The sequence below is a fragment of the Bifidobacterium biavatii DSM 23969 genome (assembly GCF_000741165.1).
Lineage (GTDB): Bacteria > Actinomycetota > Actinomycetes > Actinomycetales > Bifidobacteriaceae > Bifidobacterium > Bifidobacterium biavatii.
This window is the reverse complement of sequence record NZ_JGYN01000021.1, coordinates 67,562-87,841: the sequence shown is the minus strand read 5'-3', so window position 1 is coordinate 87,841 and position 20,280 is coordinate 67,562. Positions and strand designations below refer to the sequence as shown.

21 protein-coding genes and 2 tRNA genes are annotated in these 20,280 nt (G+C 65.3%); 16 read left to right on the top strand and 7 right to left on the bottom strand.

The features are described from left to right. Nucleotides 1-72: 72 nt before the first annotated feature. The 5 genes from rnc to coaD all read right to left on the bottom strand — a co-directional run bounded on the left by rnc (nucleotide 73) and on the right by coaD (nucleotide 3,561). Nucleotides 73-846 (bottom strand): ribonuclease III, encoded by a 774-nt coding sequence (gene rnc, locus BBIA_RS08145; protein WP_081892176.1) that lies wholly within the window; start codon nucleotides 844-846, stop codon nucleotides 73-75. Nucleotides 847-979: 133 nt separating this feature from the next. Next, nucleotides 980-1,174, bottom strand: a complete 195-nt coding sequence (gene rpmF, locus BBIA_RS08140; RefSeq protein ID WP_033494557.1) for a 50S ribosomal protein L32 — start codon at nucleotides 1,172-1,174, stop codon at nucleotides 980-982. A 183-nt stretch (nucleotides 1,175-1,357) separates the two neighbouring features. Further along, nucleotides 1,358-1,972, bottom strand: coding sequence for a YceD family protein (locus BBIA_RS08135; protein ID WP_033494555.1), 615 nt, complete (start codon nucleotides 1,970-1,972; stop codon nucleotides 1,358-1,360). Between the two features lie 3 nt (nucleotides 1,973-1,975). Next, nucleotides 1,976-2,821 carry an ATP synthase subunit B family protein gene (locus BBIA_RS08130; protein ID WP_420796695.1) on the bottom strand — a complete coding sequence of 282 codons (846 nt, stop codon included), beginning with the start codon at nucleotides 2,819-2,821 and terminating at the stop codon, nucleotides 1,976-1,978. A 230-nt stretch (nucleotides 2,822-3,051) separates the two neighbouring features. After that, a complete protein-coding gene (coaD, locus tag BBIA_RS08125) occupies nucleotides 3,052-3,561 on the bottom strand; it encodes a pantetheine-phosphate adenylyltransferase (RefSeq protein ID WP_033494715.1) in 510 nt (169 codons plus the stop codon). Between the two features lie 309 nt (nucleotides 3,562-3,870). Here coaD and BBIA_RS08120 point away from each other — a divergent pair, with 309 nt between their 5' ends. Further along, nucleotides 3,871-4,167 carry a DUF3039 domain-containing protein gene (locus BBIA_RS08120; protein WP_420796694.1) on the top strand — a complete coding sequence of 99 codons (297 nt, stop codon included), beginning with the start codon at nucleotides 3,871-3,873 and terminating at the stop codon, nucleotides 4,165-4,167. Between the two features lie 277 nt (nucleotides 4,168-4,444). On the opposite strand, the gene BBIA_RS08115 is transcribed toward BBIA_RS08120, so the two are convergent. After that, a complete protein-coding gene (locus tag BBIA_RS08115; RefSeq protein ID WP_033494553.1) occupies nucleotides 4,445-5,764 on the bottom strand; it encodes a nicotinate phosphoribosyltransferase in 1,320 nt (439 codons plus the stop codon). A gap of 120 nt (nucleotides 5,765-5,884) precedes the next feature. Between BBIA_RS08115 and BBIA_RS08110 the strand changes: the two genes are divergently transcribed. The 6 genes from BBIA_RS08110 to BBIA_RS08085 all read left to right on the top strand — a co-directional run bounded on the left by BBIA_RS08110 (nucleotide 5,885) and on the right by BBIA_RS08085 (nucleotide 10,911). After that, nucleotides 5,885-6,520, top strand: coding sequence for a Pr6Pr family membrane protein (locus tag BBIA_RS08110; protein ID WP_033494552.1), 636 nt, complete (start codon nucleotides 5,885-5,887; stop codon nucleotides 6,518-6,520). A 71-nt stretch (nucleotides 6,521-6,591) separates the two neighbouring features. Beyond that, a complete protein-coding gene (gene rph, locus BBIA_RS08105; protein WP_033494551.1) occupies nucleotides 6,592-7,356 on the top strand; it encodes a ribonuclease PH in 765 nt (254 codons plus the stop codon). A 17-nt stretch (nucleotides 7,357-7,373) separates the two neighbouring features. Next, nucleotides 7,374-8,102 carry a non-canonical purine NTP pyrophosphatase gene (locus tag BBIA_RS08100; RefSeq protein WP_033494550.1) on the top strand — a complete coding sequence of 243 codons (729 nt, stop codon included), beginning with the start codon at nucleotides 7,374-7,376 and terminating at the stop codon, nucleotides 8,100-8,102. A gap of 229 nt (nucleotides 8,103-8,331) precedes the next feature. Then, nucleotides 8,332-9,603 (top strand): aminoacyltransferase, encoded by a 1,272-nt coding sequence (locus BBIA_RS08095; RefSeq protein ID WP_033494549.1) that lies wholly within the window; start codon nucleotides 8,332-8,334, stop codon nucleotides 9,601-9,603. A gap of 146 nt (nucleotides 9,604-9,749) precedes the next feature. Beyond that, a tRNA-Leu gene (locus BBIA_RS08090) sits at nucleotides 9,750-9,830 on the top strand. 79 nt (nucleotides 9,831-9,909) lie between these two features. Further along, nucleotides 9,910-10,911, top strand: a complete 1,002-nt coding sequence (locus BBIA_RS08085) for an AEC family transporter (protein WP_033494548.1) — start codon at nucleotides 9,910-9,912, stop codon at nucleotides 10,909-10,911. Nucleotides 10,912-11,028: 117 nt separating this feature from the next. Here the strand turns inward: BBIA_RS08085 and BBIA_RS08080 are convergent. Then, a tRNA-Thr gene (locus tag BBIA_RS08080) sits at nucleotides 11,029-11,101 on the bottom strand. Between the two features lie 347 nt (nucleotides 11,102-11,448). Between BBIA_RS08080 and pgi the strand changes: the two genes are divergently transcribed. The 9 genes from pgi (at nucleotide 11,449) to BBIA_RS08035 (ending at nucleotide 20,174) form a co-directional block, all read left to right on the top strand. Further along, nucleotides 11,449-13,149: a glucose-6-phosphate isomerase gene (gene pgi / locus BBIA_RS08075; RefSeq protein WP_033494547.1), complete on the top strand. Its 1,701-nt coding sequence runs from the start codon at nucleotides 11,449-11,451 to the stop codon at nucleotides 13,147-13,149. Nucleotides 13,150-13,268: 119 nt separating this feature from the next. Next, nucleotides 13,269-14,447, top strand: coding sequence for a hypothetical protein (locus tag BBIA_RS08070; protein ID WP_033494546.1), 1,179 nt, complete (start codon nucleotides 13,269-13,271; stop codon nucleotides 14,445-14,447). Between the two features lie 180 nt (nucleotides 14,448-14,627). Beyond that, the gene (locus tag BBIA_RS08065) at nucleotides 14,628-15,626 is read left to right on the top strand and encodes a hypothetical protein (RefSeq protein WP_033494545.1); all 999 of its coding nucleotides are present in this window, start codon (nucleotides 14,628-14,630) and stop codon (nucleotides 15,624-15,626) included. Nucleotides 15,627-15,985: 359 nt separating this feature from the next. After that, on the top strand, nucleotides 15,986-16,666 hold the full coding sequence (locus BBIA_RS08060; protein WP_238548471.1) for a DUF362 domain-containing protein: 681 nt from the start codon (nucleotides 15,986-15,988) through the stop codon (nucleotides 16,664-16,666). A gap of 90 nt (nucleotides 16,667-16,756) precedes the next feature. Beyond that, nucleotides 16,757-17,350, top strand: coding sequence for an ECF transporter S component (locus BBIA_RS08055; RefSeq protein ID WP_051923910.1), 594 nt, complete (start codon nucleotides 16,757-16,759; stop codon nucleotides 17,348-17,350). Nucleotides 17,351-17,431: 81 nt separating this feature from the next. Further along, nucleotides 17,432-17,911, top strand: a complete 480-nt coding sequence (locus BBIA_RS08050) for a DUF1893 domain-containing protein (RefSeq protein WP_081892174.1) — start codon at nucleotides 17,432-17,434, stop codon at nucleotides 17,909-17,911. 270 nt (nucleotides 17,912-18,181) lie between these two features. Further along, the gene (gene rplS / locus BBIA_RS08045; RefSeq protein ID WP_033494544.1) at nucleotides 18,182-18,547 is read left to right on the top strand and encodes a 50S ribosomal protein L19; all 366 of its coding nucleotides are present in this window, start codon (nucleotides 18,182-18,184) and stop codon (nucleotides 18,545-18,547) included. Nucleotides 18,548-18,664: 117 nt separating this feature from the next. Then, nucleotides 18,665-19,447, top strand: coding sequence for a signal peptidase I (gene lepB, locus BBIA_RS08040; protein WP_081892172.1), 783 nt, complete (start codon nucleotides 18,665-18,667; stop codon nucleotides 19,445-19,447). Nucleotides 19,448-19,460: 13 nt separating this feature from the next. Further along, on the top strand, nucleotides 19,461-20,174 hold the full coding sequence (locus tag BBIA_RS08035) for a ribonuclease HII (protein ID WP_033494543.1): 714 nt from the start codon (nucleotides 19,461-19,463) through the stop codon (nucleotides 20,172-20,174). The last annotated feature ends 106 nt before the right edge of the window (nucleotides 20,175-20,280 follow it).

The window sequence follows — 20,280 nt, the reverse complement described above, 5'->3', positions numbered from 1 at the left end:
CCCATCCTAATCACAGGCGCTGAGATACGGCGATTCTTCGCCATATGCTGGCTGGGTCGGCTGCGTGGGAAGCTACTTGTCGAGCGCCTTCCACGCGACTTCGGCCGCGGCCAGCTGCGCCTTGCGCTTGCTGGAGCCCTTGCCGACGCCCCACACGGTTTCCTCGTCGTCGCCGAGCGTGACGCGCGCGGTGAAGATCTGCGCGCACTCCGGTCCCATTACGGACATGCGGTAGTGCGGATCGCCCTTGCCGAGTCCGTGCGACTTGACTTCCAGCGACGTCTTCCAGTCGAGTGCCGGTCCTTCGGTCGCGACTTCGGCCAGCGTGTCGTCGATGAGCCGGTGGATCACCTCGCGCGCGCCGTCGATGCCGTGTTCGAGGAACGTCGCGCCGATGAGCGATTCGACGATGTCGCACAGGATGGAGCTTTTCTCCGCGCCGCCCTCCTTCGCTTCGCCGTGGCCGAGCAGAATGTATGGGCTGACGTGCAGCTTAGTGCGCGCGATCGCGCTCAGCGACTCTTCGGACACGGCCTTGGCGCGCATTTTCGCCAACTGGCCTTCGGTCATGTCCGGGTGGGCGGTGAACAGTGTTTCCGTGGAGACGAGTTCGAGCACCGCGTCGCCGAGGAATTCGAGGCGTTCATAGTTCGGGGCGCCCGGGTGCTCGTGCGAGAACGAGCGGTGGGTGAGCGCCTGCACGAGCAGTTCGGGGCTGATCGTGGTGCCCAGCGCTTCGAGCAGCACGTTGGTCGGGCTGATCGGTGCCGGCGTTGCGTGTCGCGTGTCGTGCTGCGCGGCGTGATTCGTGTTCTGCGATGATGCCTGGGTTGCTTCTGCGGTCATGGTCACCTTATCTAGCCCGGAGCGCGGACAGTGGCCGCCGCGGACGCCTGCGGTCCCGGCCGCGGATACGAAAAAGCCCCGCCACCCGTCGATGGCAGGGCTTTCTTATCGCTTGGTTACCGCGAACTCAGGCTCACTTGGTGTGGGCGGAGCGGATGGCCTCACGGTAGGTGCGGCCGCGGAAGTTGCCGCAGTTCGGGCAGGCCATGTGCGGCAACGACGGAGCGCCGCAGTTCGGGCAGCTGACGGTCTGCACAGCAGACGCCTTCCAGTTCGCGCGGCGCGAGTGCGTGTTGGCGCGCGAGGTCTTGTACTTAGGCAGTGCCATTTGTATTCCTCTGTTTCGATCGAACGATTGAGCTTAAGCGTTCGGTATCTTAGCGCACCGGGCGTACAAAGTCCAGTCAGGGCACTCGGGGAGTCTTCCAAGTCGTCGATGCGACGGGTATGCCTACACCTCAGTCGGCAAAGCCGACAGCTCCCCTGGCAAGGGGGAGCCAAGAGGGGTGGCCTATTCGCCTGACTCGAGCTTCGCCTTGAGCGCCGCCAGCGAGGCGAACCGTTCGTCGACCACGTCGTGGTGATGGTCCGGATCCTCGTTGAGATCCGCGCCGCACTGCGGGCACAGGCCGAGGCAGTCCTCGCGGCACAGCGGCTGCAGCGGCAGCGATTCGGCGAGCGTGTCGCGGATCAGCGCCTCGAGGTCGGCGAACGCGCCGTCCGGCGTGAGCGGATACGTGTCCTCCGACTCGTCCTCGCCGGCGATGATGTCCACCTCGCCCTTGTCGTCGTCGCGTCCGCGGCCGCCGTGCCTGCCGTCGGCGCTGGCCGACTCGTACGGGAAGAACGTGGTGACGTCCACCGTCCAGTCCTTGTTGATCGGCTTGAGGCAGCGCGTGCATTCCGTGCTGATCGGCGCGCTGATGCGCGCGGTCAGGATCAGGCCGTCGACGATCGAGTCGAACGAGCCGACCACGTGCACGTCGGAGCCTTCCGGAATGCCGACGATGTTGTCGCCGATGCCGCTGGGCGCGGGGAACACGGCGTCGATGGGCTTGCTTTGGCCGGCGCGCGACGCGACCTGCGCCACGGACACGGCCCACGGGGAATATTCAGGACGGGGCATGGTTCAGCTTTCCGGATAGTCGTTGTTGTTCAGATGGGGGAGTTGTTCGCCGGCGGTGCGCTGGCGTTCATACAGTACATTAAGTCCGGCCTGCACGTCGCGGTCGAGCTTGCCGAGCTGCTGCTGGAGGCCCTCCATGACGGTCGTGCAGTACTTGTCGGCGCCTTGCGTGAGCCGGTCGGCCTTGGCCTGCGCCTGGTCGAGGATCGCGCGCGCCTTCTGGCGGGCCAGTTCGGTCACGTTTTCCTGGCCGGCGAGGAACTGCGCCTGGTCGTTCGCGTCCTTGACCATGTCGGCCGCGCGGCTCTGCGCCGAGGCGATGATCGCGTTCGCCTGCGTCTGCGCGGATTCGAGCCGGCGCTCCGCCTCGCGCATGAGCGCGGACGCGCGTTCGAGCTGCACGGGCAGCATCTTCTTGAGATCGTCGAGATGACCGACGAACTCATCGCGGTCCACTTTTACTACGCCTGGCGCGAAGAAACTGGTCTTCGCCTCTTCCAGCATGGATTCCATCTGGTCGAGGATGTCGTACACGGTGGTGAACTCGTCGCGCGGGTTCGCACCGTCCGTGTCGCCGTCGGTCGAACCGTCGCCGGATTGTTCGCGCAGGTCTGGCAGCGAGTCCATCAGAAACGCCGGGCGGTTCGCGCCGTTTGCGTCCGTCTGGCCGTCGGCCTGTCCGGCGTCGCCGTTCGCACCATTCGCGTCGGATATCGCGTTCGACGACGATGCGCCCGTGGACTGCGCGTCCTGCGCATACGACTGTCCGGCCTGCTGGTAGACGGACGGATCGATCGGCTGATCGGCTGGCTGATACGCGGCCGGATCGGCGTTCGGATTGACCGGCATCGGGCGGAACGGCTGGAATGGCTGCGTTTCGGACTGCGCAGGCTGCGCGTCCGTCGCGCTCGCGTCCGCGTATGACGTGCCGTTCGTGGAACCGTCGTATCCCGCGGCGTACGACGATCCCGCGTTGTTCGCCGCGGCCTGTCCGGTTGCGTCCGACGTCGGCGTACCGTACGTGGCATTCGCCTCGGTCTGGCCGCCTGTGCTGTCGTTTACGGCATCATCGGTCATGATCATTCCCCTCCTTCGCGCCGCACGCGTTCGCGGCGCAACGCTTCCGTGAGCATCGGCACCACGCAGTCCGGCACCATGCCGGTCACGTCGCCGCCGTGGCGCGCCACGTCCTTGACGATCGAGCTGGAAATGTGCTCGAGGATTGGATCGGCCGGCAGAAACAGCGTTTCGATGCCGGCGAGCTTGCGGTTGACGAGCGCCATGCCGAGCTCTGCCTCGTAGTCGCCGTTCTGGCGCAGGCCCTTGACGATCACCGTCGCGCCGACGCGCTTGCAATAGTCGGTGATGAGCCCGTCGGTCGAGGCGACGGTGATGTTCGAATACCCGTCCTTGGCGATGGCGCGGCGGATCACCTCGACGCGCGTGGATTCCGGAAACATCGGCGTTTTCGCGGCGTTGACCGCCACCACCACATGCACTTCGTCGAAGAAGTGCGCGCATCGTTCGATTACGTCCAAATGCCCTGCGGTGACGGGGTCATACGATCCTGGACACACTGCGATAGTCATAAGACCATAGCGTACCCCGTCGCGGCGAGTTCGGCGCGGGTTTTGCCGGCGGTTGCGGCGCGTGTTGTGCGTGCGGATGCCGGGTCGGTCGCGCGAGCCGACGGAACCTGCATTCGCACGCATGGGAGGAGGACCCATGGGTTGCGTGCCGGACGTTCGTGCGGACATGTTCGTACGAACGCGACCAATACCATGCGGTGGTCCGGAAAGCCGTTGGCGGAAGGCGAAAACGGTCTTATCATGGGGATGATTGTTGCCCACGAGGATGGAGTATGCGATATGTCTGCTGAGACGATGACGGCTGCGATGATGACCGGCGATGCGCGTGATCTGGCCGATCCGGTCTCGCCCCTGTCCACGCCGGACCCGGGTCCCGGCACGGCCGTGCTCGAACGCCCGGAGACCAAGGAGCAGACGCAGCGCGACGATGGCGGCGACGCGGACCGCTACGCGCACTACGTGTCCAAGGATCGCATTGCCGAGTCGCGCATGACCGGCCGTCCGGTGGTCGCGTTGTGCGGCAAGGTGTGGGTGCCGAAGCACGACCCGTCCAAGTACCCCGTCTGCCCCGACTGCAAGCGCATCTACGAAGAGATGATGAAGTAGGGCGATGCGCCTCTTGCCGGGTTCGATTTCACCCGGTCAGGTTGTTCACGCGATGGAATGAACGAGGTATTTGCCATCGCGTGACTCGGTAATCCGATCACGCGATGGATTGAAACGGGTCAATTCCATCGCGTGACCTTGCCAACCCGGATTTGGTGGGCATGTGATGAATTTGGAGCGGGTCAATTCCATCGCGTGACCGTACGCAAAATCACGGGATGGAACAATGGTGTGTTTTGCCATCCCGTGACCCGGTAATACGAGTCGGCGGAGGTCCTCACAAGACGGTGGTCTCGGTCGGAATCACCGGCTCGCCCTTCATCAGGGACTGCGCGGTGATCGGCAGTTCGGCGAGCGCCTTCGCGCGGTACTCGTGCGCGGCCGTGATCGCGTCGTGGCCCTGCCATTGCGGGTCGATCCGACCGTGGTCGACGAAGTCGACGAGAAGGTTCTTCCATCCGTCGGCCGGGCGGTAGGCGGCGAGCGCGTCCTCCGAGCCGGAGATCACGTGCTCGCAGTCGGCGAGATTGTACTCGTACGAACGGTAGGCGAGCTTGCGGCCGGGCACGGTCGCCTTGTTCTTCGACTTCTTGGCGACCGGCTGCATCACGCCGTCCGCGTTCTCGCGTTCGGTGAGCTTGTATACCATTGCGCACGTCGGCGCGCCCGAGCCGGTCACGAGCATCGTGCCCACGCCGTACGAGTCGACGGGCGCGGTCTGCAGCGCGGCGAGCGCGTATTCGTCGAGGTCGTTGGTGACGGTGATGGTCGTGTTGGTCGCCCCCAGCGCGTCGAGCTGGTTGCGCACGCGTTGGGCAAGCGAGGCGAGATCGCCCGAATCGATGCGGATACCGCCGAGTTCCGGTCCGGCCACTTCCACGGCGGTTTTCACGGCTTCCTCGATGTTGTACGTGTCGACGAGCAGCGTGGTGTTTTTGCCGAGCGCGTTGATCTGCGACTGGAACGCGTCGCGTTCGGAGTCGTGCACGAGCGTGAAGCAGTGCGCGGCGGTGCCGATGGCCTTGAGCCCGTACATCTGCGCGGCGAGCAGGTTGGCCGTGCCCTTGAACCCGCCCACGACGGCGGCGCGCGCGGCGGCGACCGCGGCCCACTCGTTGGTGCGGCGTCCGCCCATGTCCATGCACGGGCGGTCCTTGGCGGCCGACACCATGCGCGAGGCGGCGGAGGCGACGGCCGAATCGTAGTTGAGGATCGACAGGATCAGCGTCTCGAGCAGCGTGCATTCGCCGAACGTGCCCTCGACCTGCAGGATCGGCGAGTTCGGAAAGAACATCTCGCCCTCCCGGTAGCCCTTGATCGATCCGGAGAAACGGAAGTTTTCAAGCCACTTGATCGTCTCGGGACTCACCACCTTGCGGTCGGACAGGAATCGCAGGTCCTCGTCGTCCAGATGGAAGCGTTCGAGCGCGTCGAGGATGCGCCCAGTGCCGGCCACCACGCCGTAGCGGCGGCCTTCCGGCAGATGGCGCGTGAACACCTCGAACACGCACTTGCGGTTCGCCGTCCCGTCGCGCAGCGTCGCGTCGAGCATCGTGTATTCGTACATGTCGGTCATCAGGGCCGGTGAATAGTCCATGGAATCTCCCTCGTTTCGGTTGCTCCCAGCCTACTCGCTCCGCCCGCGCTCCGGCAACGGAGCCGTCCGCCGAACCCGGCTGGTTCCCGCAAGCGCGCCCGTGCGCGTAGACTGGCCGGTATGAGATTCTTCGCGGGTCTGTGGCGGCTGGCGATCGCCGCGCTGTGCTTCGTGGGCACGTATGAGGCGTGGCAGCGCCCGGTGCTGTGGGTGTACTTCACGTTCCAGACCGGGGCCGTGCTCGGCTTCGTGATGCTGTGGGCGGGCGCGGCCACCATTCTCAAGGGCATCCAGCCGCCGGCGTGGCTCAAGGGCGTGGTGACCCTGTACGCGGTCGTCACCGCGGTTGTCGCGTTCCTGCTCATGCCGCCGGATGATCCGAACTACGTGCCGCAGATACTTGGCATCATGACCAATACGATGCTCCACCGCATCGCGCCGATCATGGCCGTGGCCGATTTCCTGCTCTTCGACCCGCACCGGCGGTTCCAATGGCATTACATGTTCAGCTGGCTGATCTACGTGCCGGTCTGGTTCGCGTTCGTCATGGGCCGCGCGTGGCTCGCCCCGACCCTGCTCGGCTCTGGCCCGGCCGCCGGCGGTAACCCGTACCCGTACGCGTTCATCGACCTCAAGGCGCTCGGCTGGCAGCAGTTCGGCATCAACTGCCTCGAACTGGCGGGCGCGTTCTTCGCGGTCTCGCTCGTCCTGTTCGTCATCGACCGCATCGAGCCGGCCAAACCGCTGCTCGGATGAGCGACCGCACGCCGCTTCGCCCGGTCGCATAGCGTGCTCCCGCTTCGCCGGCTGGTGCTAGGTTGGGCCTCATGGCTCAGATCAAAGATTTGCTTGGAAATGATACCGTGCTGCGCGGCGACGGTCGCGTAGTCGACCAGCTCCGTCCGGTGCGTATCACCCGTCACTTCACCGATGTGCCGGAAGGCTCGGTGCTCATCGAATGTGGCAACACGCGTGTCATGTGCACGGCGACGTTCACGCCCGGCGTGCCGCGCTGGCGCAAGGATTCCGGACTCGGCTGGGTGACCGCCGAATACTCGATGCTGCCGCGCGCGACCGCGGAGCGCACCGACCGCGAGTCTGTCAAGGGTAAGATCGGCGGCCGCACGCACGAGATCAGCCGACTCATCGGCCGTTGCCTGCGCGGCGTTGTCGACATGAAGGCGCTTGGTGAGAACATGGTGCAGATCGACTGCGACGTGCTGCAGGCCGACGGCGGCACCCGCACCGCGTCGATCACCGGTGCGTACGTGGCGCTCGTCGACGCGATGCGCTGGGCGGAGCGGAACAAGCACATCAAGTCCGCCGACCGCGTGCTCAAGGACGTCGTGTCGGCCGTGTCGGTCGGCATCATCGACGGCACGCCGATGCTCGACCTGCCCTACCCGGAGGACAGCCGCGCGATGACCGACATGAACGTCGCGATGACCGGCTCCGGCACGTTCATCGAAATCCAGGGCACCGCCGAACACCGCCCGTTCAACCGCGCCGAGCTCAACACGCTGCTCGACCTTGCGGAAAAGGGCAACCGCGAGCTGCAGGCCGCCCAACAGGCTGCCCTCGCACAGGACTGAATCGTACGGAGGCACTCGTGAAACTCATCGTCGCCACGCACAACGAAGGCAAGCTCGCCGAAATCCGCCGCATCCTCGCAGCGGACTTTGGCACGGACGCGGAGCGCATTGACCTCGTCTCCGCCGGCAGCCTGAACCTGCCCGACCCGGTCGAAACGGGCGTCACGTTCCAGGAGAACGCGCTGCTCAAGGCGCGCGACGTGGCCGAACGCACCGGCTGTCCGGCCATCGCCGACGATTCCGGCCTGATCGTCGACGTGATGGGCAACGCGCCTGGCATCCTGTCCGCGCGCTGGGCCGGCCGCCACGGCGACGACGCGGCGAACAACGCGCTGCTGCTCGCCCAGATCGCCGACATCCCCGACGACAAGCGCACCGCGCGCTTCCGCTGCGCCGCCGCGCTCGTCGTGCCGCAGGTCGACGCGCTGCCGGACGAGATTCCGGTCGTCGTCGCGTCCGACTCGCCGGCGGTCGAAGCCGAACTCGAACACCGCTATCCGATCGCCGAACAGGTCGTCGAAATCGGCGACATGACCGGTCGTATCATCCGCGAACCGCGCGGCGAGCACGGTTTCGGCTACGACCCGCTGTTCGAACCCGACGACCAGCCGGCGCGCGCCGCGACCGACGGCACGGACGGTAAGCTCACCAGCGCCGAACTCGAACCGGCCGAAAAGAACGCGATCTCGCACCGCGGCAAGGCCCTGCGCGCGCTCGTGCCGGCCGTCGAACGACTGCTGCGCTAGACGCAAGCCGGCGCGCTCCGACACAAACCGGCGCAAGGCCGCTTGGCCGGTGCGAAACGCCGGTGCCGTCGGTGTGAAGAGGATGTGCGCTCGGGCGAGGACCCGGGCGCACACGGCACGCCGGTGCTAATATCGGCTGAGCAATCCGCACGGCACCGGCGATGGGCCGGCAACGATCAGCCGTGCGGCATATCGAGTCAGACTTCGAGTCAAAGGACGGTTCCCACCAGTGCGCTCGTTCACTCTCGCCACGCTCACCCCGGACGAATTCGACGCGTTCTCCGCGTCGCACCCGCAGGGCAACTTCCAGCAGACCTCGGCCATGGGGCGCCTGCGCGCCGGCCAAAGCGTCGATGTCGAATACCTCGCCGTCAAGGAGCACGGTGACATCGTCGCGGCCATGCTGTTCGAAACGCACCGTTCGCGCCTGTCCACGTTCGCGGCCATCCATGACGGCCCGCTGTGCGACTATCACGACCGCGAACTGGTCGAATTCCTCGTCGAACAGCTCAAGCGGCACGCCAAGGCCAAAGGCGCGGCCCAGCTCGAGATCACGCCCGAACTGCCGTACCGTCTGCGCGACTCGTTCGGCGGCGAACTGCCGGCCGATCAGGGCGGCGCGCCCGACGACGAAACCGTCGACACGCTCAAGGCCAACGGTTTCGAACACGCCGGCTTCACCACCGGATACGTTGCCGTGCCGCGCTGGCGCTACGTCAAGGACCTGTCCGGCTTCAAGGACGAGAAGGCGCTGCTCGACTCCTACGCCAAAAACACGCGCCGCAACGTGAAAATCGCCCGTAACAGCGCGGTGCACGTGGACAAGCTGCGCCGCGACCAGCTGGACGTGTTCCACCATATCTGCGAGCTGAGCTGCGAAAAGCAGGGGTTCGAAAACCGTCCGCTGTCGTATTTCGAGGCCATTTTCGACGCGTTCGGCGACCAGGCCGAGTTCCTCGTCGCCTCGATCGACATGGACGAGTACCTCGCCTCGTGGAAGCGCAAGCGCGACGGCTTCCTCAAGGACATCGACAAGCTCGAGCGTTCGCTGGAAACCACCAAATACCCGGACACGGTCAACAAGAAGATCGCCACCGCGCGCTCCACGTACGAGGCGTCGCTCAAGCGCGTCGAGAAGGCGCACGAGTACATCGAGCAGGACGGATCCAGCGTGCCGGTCGCGGCCGGGCTGTTCGTCTGGCACCGGCGCGAATGCGTGTACCTGTTCTCCGGCAGCGACGAGAAGTATGCGAAGTTCTACGCGCCCACCGCGATCCAGCATCACGTGATGATGCAGTGCCTCGAACGTGGCGTGGACCGGTACAACTTCTACGGCATCGACGGTATCTTCGACGATCCGGACGATCCGGGCCGCGGCGTGCTCGAATTCAAGCAGGGGTTCGAGGGCTACGTCGAGGAGATGCCGGGCGAGTTCAATCTGCCGGTCATGCCGGTGCGGTACGCGGTCAAGCAGCTGGCGCACAAGCTGCTGAAGCGGTAGGGGAGCGGCGTTTCTGCGACCGTCCTGCGACCGTCCTGTGATCGTTCCCGCGGTGCGGGCCGACGCAGGGCGGCTTCGATTCGCGCGTTGCGCCGCACGGTGGTTGTGGCGCGTAAGGCAGGGCTCATGCTAGATTGGCGACTTGCGCGCGCGTGGCGGAATTGGTAGACGCGCAGGATTTAGGTTCCTGTGTCTTGTACGTGTGGGTTCGAGTCCCATCGCGCGCACTTCCCCGACTTCTCCGCGTGACGCGGCGTCCGCCGCACCCGCCCGGGCCGGGTCGAGCACGGGAGAGGAATCCGAAGCATGTCCGCCATACTCAAGCCCATCGCGTTCCTGCTCATCATCTTCGCCGCGTATCTGGTCAAGCGCGCCGGACTGTTCCGTCCGCGTGACTATCGCGTCATGCAGGTCGTCGTGTTCGACTTCACGCTGCCCGCGTCGATCATCGTCTCGTTCGCGACGAATCCGCATCATCTGAACATGCTGCTGATCTCCGGATTTGCGTTTCTGTGTGCGTTGCTGCCGTTGCCGCTCACGTTCCTCGCCTCGCGGCATAAGCCGGCCGCCGACCGCGCGTTTCTGATGCTCAACGCGTCCGGCTTCAACGTGGGCAATTTCTGTTTTCCCGTGCTGCAGGCGTTCATGGGACCGTCCGCGCTGGTGACGGCCTCCATGTTCGACATCGGCAATTCGGTCATGGTCACGGCCGGCACGAATGTGATGACCACGTCCATGCTGCACATCGACATGGATAAGCCGATCACCGAACAGCACGCGGGCAACGCGCCCACGCTGCCGTACACGCGTCCGAAGGACCGCGACGCCCGTCGTCTCGCCCGTCGCGCGAAGCTGCGCAAGATCGCGAAGGGCTTCCTCACGTCGGTGCCGTTCGACATTTACATGCTCATGCTGGTCGTGATGTTCTGCCGCATTCCGATTCCCGCGTTCATTCCCACGCTGCTCGACCCGGTGGCGAACGCGAACTCGTTCTGTTCGGTGTTCATGGTCGGCATGTTGATGGACCTGCCGCAGACCGGCAAGGACGTGCGCGACGTGCTGCGCGTGCTCGCGTGGCGACTGCCGCTGGGGATCGCGTTCGCGGCGGTCGCATGGTTTGCGCTGCCGTTCGACGCGGACGTGCGCAAGGCCGTGGTGATGCTTGCGCTTGCGCCGACGGCCGTGTTCTCGACGCTGTTCACCGACCGTGTGCTCGGCAACGCGAAACTCGCCGGGTTCACGCTCGCCGCGTCCGCGATCGTCGCGATCTGCCTGATGACCGGCGTGCAGTTTCTGCTGCCCGCCTGACGACGGATGATCTGTTCGGGTTTCGTCCGCTGACTGGATGGACGCTGCGGGTGAGCGTGGCGGGATACGCGGCGGGATATGCAAAAACCCCGGCTGTTGGACCGGGGTTGTGGAGGGAGCCACTTGACAGAATCGAACTGTCGACCTGCTCATTACGAGTGAGCCGCTCTACCGACTGAGCTAAAGTGGCTTGTTGCCCGGATCGCATTCGCTTTCCGCGCACAAGACTGAAAGCATACAGCATGGTTCCGGTTTTGCCAAATCGTGCGATTGTCGGTGTGTCGTGATGCGTGTTGTGCGCCGGATGCCGTCGTTGTACCAGTTGATGTGCATGACCGGACGTGATGCTGTGGCCTGTTGTATTGCGATCGTTTGCTTGCCGTTCACGATTACGTTGTCGGATCGTTGTTTTGTGTGATTATGTCGGCTTTTGTGAGTATCTTGTGAGGTGAAGTAACCGGAGTGGCATTCGGCCGTCGTCAGGTTGGCCGAAGCGCCGCGCCGCTTCGCTATGTGATGATGAAAGGACCAACACCTATGGCCATCAATCCTCCTATCGACGCCACGAAGACCCCGGCGTGGGTTGCGCTGCAGAAGCACTACGACGAGCTGCAGGCTGAGGGTATCAGCCTCAAGAAGTGGTTCGCCGAGGACCCCGACCGTGTCAAGGAACTCAGCTTCGACGCCGGCGACCTGCACTTCGATCTGTCCAAGAACCTGATCACCCCGGAGACCCTGCGCCTGTTCACCTTCCTCGCCGACGAGGTCAAGCTGGGCGACCGCATCAAGGCCATGTACTCCGGCGTCCACATCAACAACACCGAGGATCGCGCCGTGCTGCACACCGCGCTGCGCCGCCCGGTCGAGGACGAGGGCAAGTACATCGTCGACGGCCAGGACACCGTCAAGGACGTGCGTGAAACCCTCGACAAGATCTACGCGTTCGCCGACGACGTCCGCTCCGGCAAGTGGACCGGCATCACCGGCCGCAAGATCGAGACCGTCGTCAACATCGGCATCGGCGGCTCCGACCTGGGTCCCGTCATGGCGTACGAGGCGCTCAAGCCGTACGCTGACGCCGGCATCTCCGCCCGCTACATCTCCAACATCGACCCGAACGATCTGGCCGAGAAGACCAAGGGCCTCGACCCGGAAACCACCCTGTTCATCATTGTCTCCAAGACCTTCACCACGCTGGAAACCCTGACCAACGCCCGCGAGGCCCGCACCTGGCTGCTCGAGGAGCTCGAGGCCAACGGCGCCATCGCCTCCGGCGACGAGGCCCAGCGCGCCGAAGCCATCAAGAAGCACTTCGTGGCCGTCTCCACCAACCTGGAGAAGGTCGCCGAGTTCGGCATCGACCCGGCCAACGCGTTCGGCTTCTGGAACTGGGTCGGCGGCCGCTACTCCGTCGACTCCGCCGTCGGCACCTCCCTCGCCGTGGTCTTCGGCCCGGCCCGCTTCGAGGAGTTCCTGCACGGCTTCCACGAGATCGACGAGTACTTCGCCAACACCCCGTTCGAGAAGAACGTCGTCGTGCTGCTCGGCATGCTCAACGTCTGGTACCGCAACTTCTTCAAGGCCGCCTCGCACGCCGTGCTGCCGTACGACCAGTACCTGCACCGCTTCCCGGCGTACCTGCAGCAGCTGACCATGGAGTCCAACGGCAAGTCCGTGCGTTGGGACGGCACCCCGGTCACCACCGAGACCGGCGAGATCTTCTGGGGCGAGCCGGGCACCAACGGCCAGCACGCCTTCTACCAGCTGATCCACCAGGGCACCCAGCTCATCCCGGCCGACTTCATCGCGTTCGTCAACACGCCGAACCCGACCAAGGACGGCGACCAGGACGTGCACGAGCTGTTCCTCGGCAACTACTTCGCACAGACCAAGGCGCTCGCGTTCGGCAAGACCGCCGACGAGGTCCGCGCCGAGGGCACCCCGGAGGAGATCGTCCCGGCTCGCGTGTTCACCGGCAACCGCCCGACCACCTCGATCTTCGGTGTCGCGCTGACCCCGTTCTCGCTCGGCGAGCTCATCGCCCTGTACGAGCACATCACCTTCGTCGAGGGCACCGTGTGGGGCCTTGACTCCTACGATCAGTGGGGCGTCGAGCTCGGCAAGCAGCTCGCCAAGCAGATCACCCCGGCGATCTCCAAGGACGACGAGGCGCTCGCTCAGCAGGATGCGTCCACCCAGTCGCTCATCAAGTTCTACCGCGAGCACAGGGAGTTCTGATTCCGTCGCGTAATGGAGTCTGACTGAATGAAACGGCTTTCCGCTTTGGCGGAGGGCCGTTTTGTTTTGTGCGGTTGCATGATACGATGACGGCAATTTCGTAAAGGTGGGGGAGTGCGATGACGGACGATCAGATTCCTTGGGATGATGCCGCGGGTCATGCCGACGACGATGCCGATTCCAGACATCGCGGCAATCCGTACGTTATCGGCGACCATGATGCCCGCTACGACCGCGGCGACGTCGACGATGATGCCGACGATTCGTCCGGAACAGCCGCGGACGATAATGCCGATGATGCCGATGAACTTGCGTATCGTCCGCGTATGCCGCGATGGCTGGCGCTGCTGATCGCCGTGGCCGTGATCGCGGCCGGCGCGGGCGGATTCACGTTCCGCCGCGCGCAGCAGGGCGGCTCCGCGATCAACTGCTCGTACAGCGAATCGGCCAGCCAATGCTACGGCGGATTCACTCCGCTTGAGCCGTCCGGCGAACGCTTTGCCACCAGCGCAGCCGCCGCGGACTACTTCAGCACGGCTGTCCAGCCGGTGTACCCGGCCGACGAATCTCTGCGCAGGGCGGTATTATCGGGCAACCTCAACGCCGTCCACCAAACCGCCAAAACCGCCCGCAACACGACGCTGCAGGCCGCGCGCACGCTGGCTTCCCGCACCTGGCCGAACGAACTCGACAAGCCGATCCGCGCGGCGATCGCCGAATACCAGCATCGCGCGTCCATCTACGCCAACCTCACGCGCAACACCGACTGGCAAGCCATCGAAGACCTGCTGTTCCGCACGCTGTCGGCCACGCAATCGGCAACCGACGTGCAGCAGCTCATCCGCACGCGGCTCGAACTCGACCCGGCGTCCGAACCGGCCGCGCCGCTCGACGTCACCGCGGTCAAGGACATGGGCGACTGCGACCAACTCACGTTCCTCGACGGCAAGGAGCGCACTGTGACGCGGCACTGCGTCGCGATCACCGTCACCAGCCACGTGCCGGCCGACGTGCCGTATCTGTCCATGCGGCTCAACCTGCTCGACAAGGACGGCACGGTCGTCGCCGGCGGCCTGCATGCCTCCGGCATGTCCGACGCGGACGATCCAAACGCCATCCACGACGGCGGCACGGTCACGCTCACCGTCGGCATCAATCCGCGCATCGTGCGCTCCGGATACCGTCTCGCAGCCGACGGCTGGTCCGTGCACACCGCCGACGACCTGATCATCAGCGACGACTACACGGTCGCGCAGGCGGCCGCGCTCGCATCGCTCAACGCATTCCGCATACCGTGACGTGAAACGTGCAACGCAACCGCGCATGACCGATCGGACGACGGACCATTCAGACAGGAAGTGACCACGATGGCTCATATGGCGAAACACGGTGCCGGTAAGACGCATATCGATGCCGATGACCACATAACAACAGACGCAATCGCAGCCGCCGACGAGACTCCCGCATGGAAACCGAGCGTGTGGACGTTCCTGGTGCCGGCCGTGCTCGCCGCGGCGGCGCTCGGCGGCGGCTACCTGCTCGGCGGCGTGCAGGCGATCAGCCGCGACGTGTGCCTGTCCGACGCGATCTACGACATCAACGGCAAGTCGCCGTCGCCCGTCGACCTGCCGACGTACCACGGGCCTCGTCTCACGCGGCAGACGGCCGGCGCATACTACGCCAAAGCCGTCGACGCGTCGCGAAACGACATCCAGCACGCGCTGCCAACGCTCGCAGGCAACGACCTCGCCGCCATCCACGAACAGGCCACCATCGTCGCGAAAGCCATGAACCGCACGGCCGACATGCTCACCGCACGCACATGGGACGACCTGGGCTACGACGTCACCGACGCGCTCGACGACATCGTGCGCCAGTACGGCGACCTCGCGCAGGATGCGCAATACGCAGCAGCATCCGTCGACGTCGAGGATGCGAACGATCTTATGCGCAACCTGATCACGTTCGGCAACCACGCCGACGCGGGCCTGCGAGACAATCTCGGACTGCCCGCCGGCACGCCGTTCACGCCGCCGTTCGACATCGTCGCCGTCGCCGACCGCGGCATCTACGATGCGGCCGCCAACGACGACGACCGCTCGATCAACGACGGCAAACACATTGTCGACGTGACCGTGCGCAGCAACGCGGTCGGCGTCGTGCGATCGGTCAGCCTGTCGGTCGCTGTGACCTCCGCCAAGGGACGCACCGTCGGCACCGCGGACGGCGGCATGGACGGTCTCGCGCTCGCAGCCGGACAGTCGGTCGTCGTGCCGGTGACGATCGATCCCGAACTCGCGACCAGCGGCTCGACGCTGTCGCTGAGAACGCTGTGGATGCGCAACGGCAGTTCGTCCGCGATCATCAGCCTGGACGATGCCGATCAGACCGATCAGGCCGATATGGCCGACGGTGATGCGGCCGATGGCGACTCGCTGAGCCGGCCCGGCGCGCTCGCCGACTTCCGGTTGCGGTGATGATCCCGCGCATGGCGGAAACGCTCGTTGACGCACCCCTCAGCGAGCGAAAACCGCCATGCGTGAACGGCTGGGCGCAGGTAACGCCGGCTGAGTATCCTTGGGATTTGGGAGTAACTAATGAAGCAAGGAGGCAGCATGGTAACGACCTATCAGACCGACTATCCAATGGCGTCCAAGGTCTACTTCACGCGCGACATCAGCCCCGCCGGACTCATGCGCGTCTACAAAGCGCTCGGCGCCCGGCCGCAGGGCAAGGTGGCGGTCAAGCTCAGCTCCGGCGAGGGTGGCAACAGCCACTATCTGCAGCCGTCGCTCATCGCCGACCTCGTGCACGAGCTCGACGGCACGATCGTCGAATGCAACACCGCGTACCCGGGCACGCGCAACACGAGCGAACACCACTGGCAGACCATCCGCGGCACGGCTTCACCGACATCGCGCCGTGCGACATCCAGGACGAGGAAGGCGAGATCACCATACCGGTCGCGGGCGGCAAGCGCATCACCGGCGACATCGTCGGCTCGCACTTCCCGAACTACGACTATTACGCGGTGCTCTCGCACTTCAAGGGCCACGCGATGGGCGGCTTCGGCGGTGCGCTCAAGAACATCTCGATCGGCATGGCGTCCTCGAACGGCAAGCGCCGGCTGCATTCGGGCGGCGACAAGATCCTCAACAACCCGTTCAGCGGCGACCAGGACGCGTTCCTCGAGGCCATGGCCGAGGCGGCGACCGCCGTGTTCGACGCGCTCAAGGGCAACATGCTGTTCATCAACGTGATGAACAACCTGTCCGTCGACTGCGACTGCGACGGCAACGCGTCCGCGCCGTGCATGCACGACATTGGCGTGTTCGGCTCGCTTGACCCGGTGGCCGTCGACCAGGCGTGCGTCGACCGCATCTACACGTCCGACGAGGACAATTCGGCGATGATCGAGCGCATCGAATCGCGCCACGGCATCCACACCATCGAGCATGCCGTCGAAATGGACCTCGGCAGCCGCGAATACCAGCTCGTCGACCTCGACGCGCGCTGACGCTATCACGTGTGCCGGCAAGTGCCGTCACGCCTGCCGGCACCGCGTCCGCCGTCGTCACGTTGTACTGAAAAAGGAGATTTTCTGATCATGCAATCGAACACAACCACCAAGTCCCGCACGTTTACGGCCGCGCTGCCGTCCGTGAAGTTCCAGACCGCGGCGGCGATCATCGCCGTGGTCGCGGCTGTCGCGCTGCCGCAGGTCTTCCACGTCGCCGGCGCGGCGCTTGGCCTCGGCACGATGATCGGCCAGACGCTGCTGCCGATGCACCTGCCCGTGCTGCTTGTCGGTCTTCTGGCCGGACCGTTCGCCGGATTGGCGACCGGCGCGCTCGCGCCGATCGTGAGCTTCTTGCTCACCGGCATGCCGATGGCGCCGATGGTGCCGTTTATGGTGATCGAGCTCGCGTCCTACGGCCTGTTCGCGGGACTCCTGCGCGGCGTGCGTCTGCCGGCCGCCGTGCCGTCTCCGCTCGGCTGGCTTGCCAAGCTGGTCGGCGCGCAGGTTGCGGGCCGTATCGTTGACGCGCTGGCGATCGCCGTGGCCGTGTCGCTGCTCGGCAACACGACGATGACTGTCGCGTCCGTGGCGGCCGCCGTCGTGACTGGCCTGCCGGGCCTCGTGCTGCAGTGGGTACTCGTGCCTGTGGTGATGACCGCGGTGGATCGCCGCCGCGACTGATTGTCGCAAATCGTCACGGATTGCCGCGGATCGCAGTACGCGGCGTGAAATGATGGCCCCTCGTTCGCGAGGGGCCATCGCATGAAAGGGGTCATGATGACCGATTCGCAGATGACGGCCGATCTCGAACGCGCGAAAACCGTGCTGCTGGGCGACGACTCGCTTGGCTGCGTGGCCTGTCGTACCGACGCGGCGACCGGGCAAACGTTGACGCTGACCGGCACGGGTCGCGGCGTGCGGCCGCTGCTGCAATGGTTGGCTGCCGGGCAGCGGCTCGACGGATACGCTGCCGCCGACCGCGTGGTCGGCAAGGGTGCGGCGCTGCTGTACGCGTTGCTCGGCGTCTCGGCCGTATACGCGCAGACGATGAGTGAGGCAGGACTGGCGGCATTGCGCGCGAATGGCATTGCAGCCGAATACGGCACGTTCGTGCCGATGATCCTGAACCGCGCGGGCGACGGCATGTGCCCGATCGAACGGTCGGTGGCCGGCATCGACGACCCGGCCGCGGCTGAGCGTGCTATTCGCGCTGCGGTGGCAGAGCTGATGCGCGCCAAGTGATGTCGGCAATGGCAGTAATGTCCGCAAAGCGGCGTAAACTTGGCGATCGCTGTGTCGAAAGCCGGGTCGCCGCATAAGCCCGGTTTTCCGAAGGGTCCAGCCGGGCAAACGCTCCGGCGGATTGGCAGGCTTCCCGAGGGCAGACCCGAAGGATAACAAGAATCGGTCGCCGATCGCGGGCGGACGAACGCGCAACGGCGTTCGCAACCATGCAACACGCGAGGCGGACCCCTGACTGTGGCTGATATGCGGCAGCGACTAAGGAATATCATGGCTAACGCTATTGACGCTTTTGACGCCAAGCACCTCAAGTCGGCCGAGGAGATCCCGGCCTTCCGTCCCGGCGACACCGTCGACGTGAACGTGAAGATCAAGGAAGGCAACAACTCCCGTATCCAGACGTTCACCGGCGTGGTGATCGCTCGTCAGGGTGCCGGCGTGCGCGAGACCTTCGTGGTCCGCAAGATCAGCTTCGGCACGGGCGTTGAGCGCCGCTTCCCGGTGCACTCCCCGTCCATCGACTCCATCAAGCTCGTGCGCAAGGGCCGTGTGCGTCGCGCCAAGCTGTACTACCTGCGTGCTCTGCGTGGCAAGGCTGCTCGCATCGTCGAGCGCCGCGACAACGTCGCCAAGTGAGTTTTGCTTAGCGTATGAACGAACAGCCCGGACCGTCTGGTTCCGGGCTGTTCGCGTATGCGTCCCGTATGATGGGTTGCCGGATGTCAAGCCGCCGGAATGGACAAGGAGTTGCACATGCAGTCGAACGACGAGGATCTGCACACGCTGATGGTGTCCGATCATGGCGTGAATCCGGAGCCGTTGCCGTCGCGCGCGGAGTTTGAGGCGGCCCGCGGTGGTGCGTCCGGCTCGTATGGCGCAAATGGCGGTGCGTTGCGGAACGGTGGCGGCCGGGAACGCTCCGGCTGGCATGATTTCCTGATCTGGTGCGGCGTGCCGGTGATCGCCGTGCTGCTCGTGCGCATTCTGCTCATCGGCTGCTATGTGATCCCGTCCGGTTCCATGATGAACACGATCGAGCCCGGCGACAAGGTCGTCACCAGCAAGCTCACGCCGCGTGTCTTCGATCTCAAGCGCGGCGACGTCGTCGTGTTCAAGGATCCCGCCAACTGGCTGTCCGCGGAGCACAGCGGCAACTTCGGCGGCGACTATCTCATCAAGCGTCTCATCGGCCTGCCCGGCGACGTGGTCGAATGCGAGGGTGCGGGCCAGCCGGTCAAAGTCAACGGCGTGGCCGTGGACGAAAGCTCCTACCTGCGCCCCGGCGTCGAACCGAGCGCGTTCCCGTTCCGTGTCGAGGTCACCGCCGGCCACGTGTTCGTGCTCGGCGACAACCGCGCGAATTCCGCCGATTCCCGCTATCATCAGGACGACGGCGAGCACGGTCTCGTGCCGGTGGGCGACGTGGTTGGCGTTGCTGTCGCACGATACTGGCCGATCGATCGTATTGGCCTGTTCGCTGATCATCGCGACGTGTTCGCCGACGTGCCGGACGGCAGCGAATCGCAGCAATCGTAACGAAAGGACGGCCATGTCGATTCAGGAAATACCGACGCTGCGGCTGGAACGTGAGCTTGCTGACGAGGGAGCGGAACTGATCGTCGGTTTCGACGAGGTCGGCCGCGGTTCGCTCGCCGGACCGGTGATGGTCGGCGCGGCTATGATCCGCGCGCGCGACCTGCCGTCACTCGATGTGCCCGACGGCGTGGCCGACTCGAAAATGCTCACCGAACGCCGGCGCGAGGCGATCTACGACGAACTCAAATCATGGTGCGCGTCGTGGGCCGTCGGCTCGGCCAGCAACACGGAAATCGACGAATGGGGCATCTCCCACGCGCTCGGCGTCGCGGCCCTGCGCGCGCTCGCCGAAGCCGAACGCAAGCTGGGACTGGGAACTGACGGTGCGAACGGCGATCAGACCGCCGTGCGCGTTGCCGGCATTCTCGACGGGCCGAACGACTACATCACGAAAACGCTCGACACCTTCGACGCGCCCGACGTGCCCGCCCCAGCGCGCATCACCACGCTGGTCAAGGCCGACCGGCACTGCGCGACCGTCGCCACGGCGGCGGTCATCGCCAAGGTCACGCGAGACCGGCTCATGGTCGACCTTGCGCAGGCCCATCCCGAGTGGGCGCCGTACGAGTGGGAGCGCAACAAAGGCTACGGCTCGGCCGTGCACCGCGCCGCCATCGCCGAACTGGGGCCCACGCCGCTGCATCGCGTCAGTTGGAAGCTCACCTGAGCTTGCTGCGCTCGTCTGTGCTCGGTCTGCACTTACCTGAGCGAAGCGGTTTCGCCGTTGCGGTCTCGAAGCACGAGATGATGCGTTTCGGCTTTCGGACCGTGCG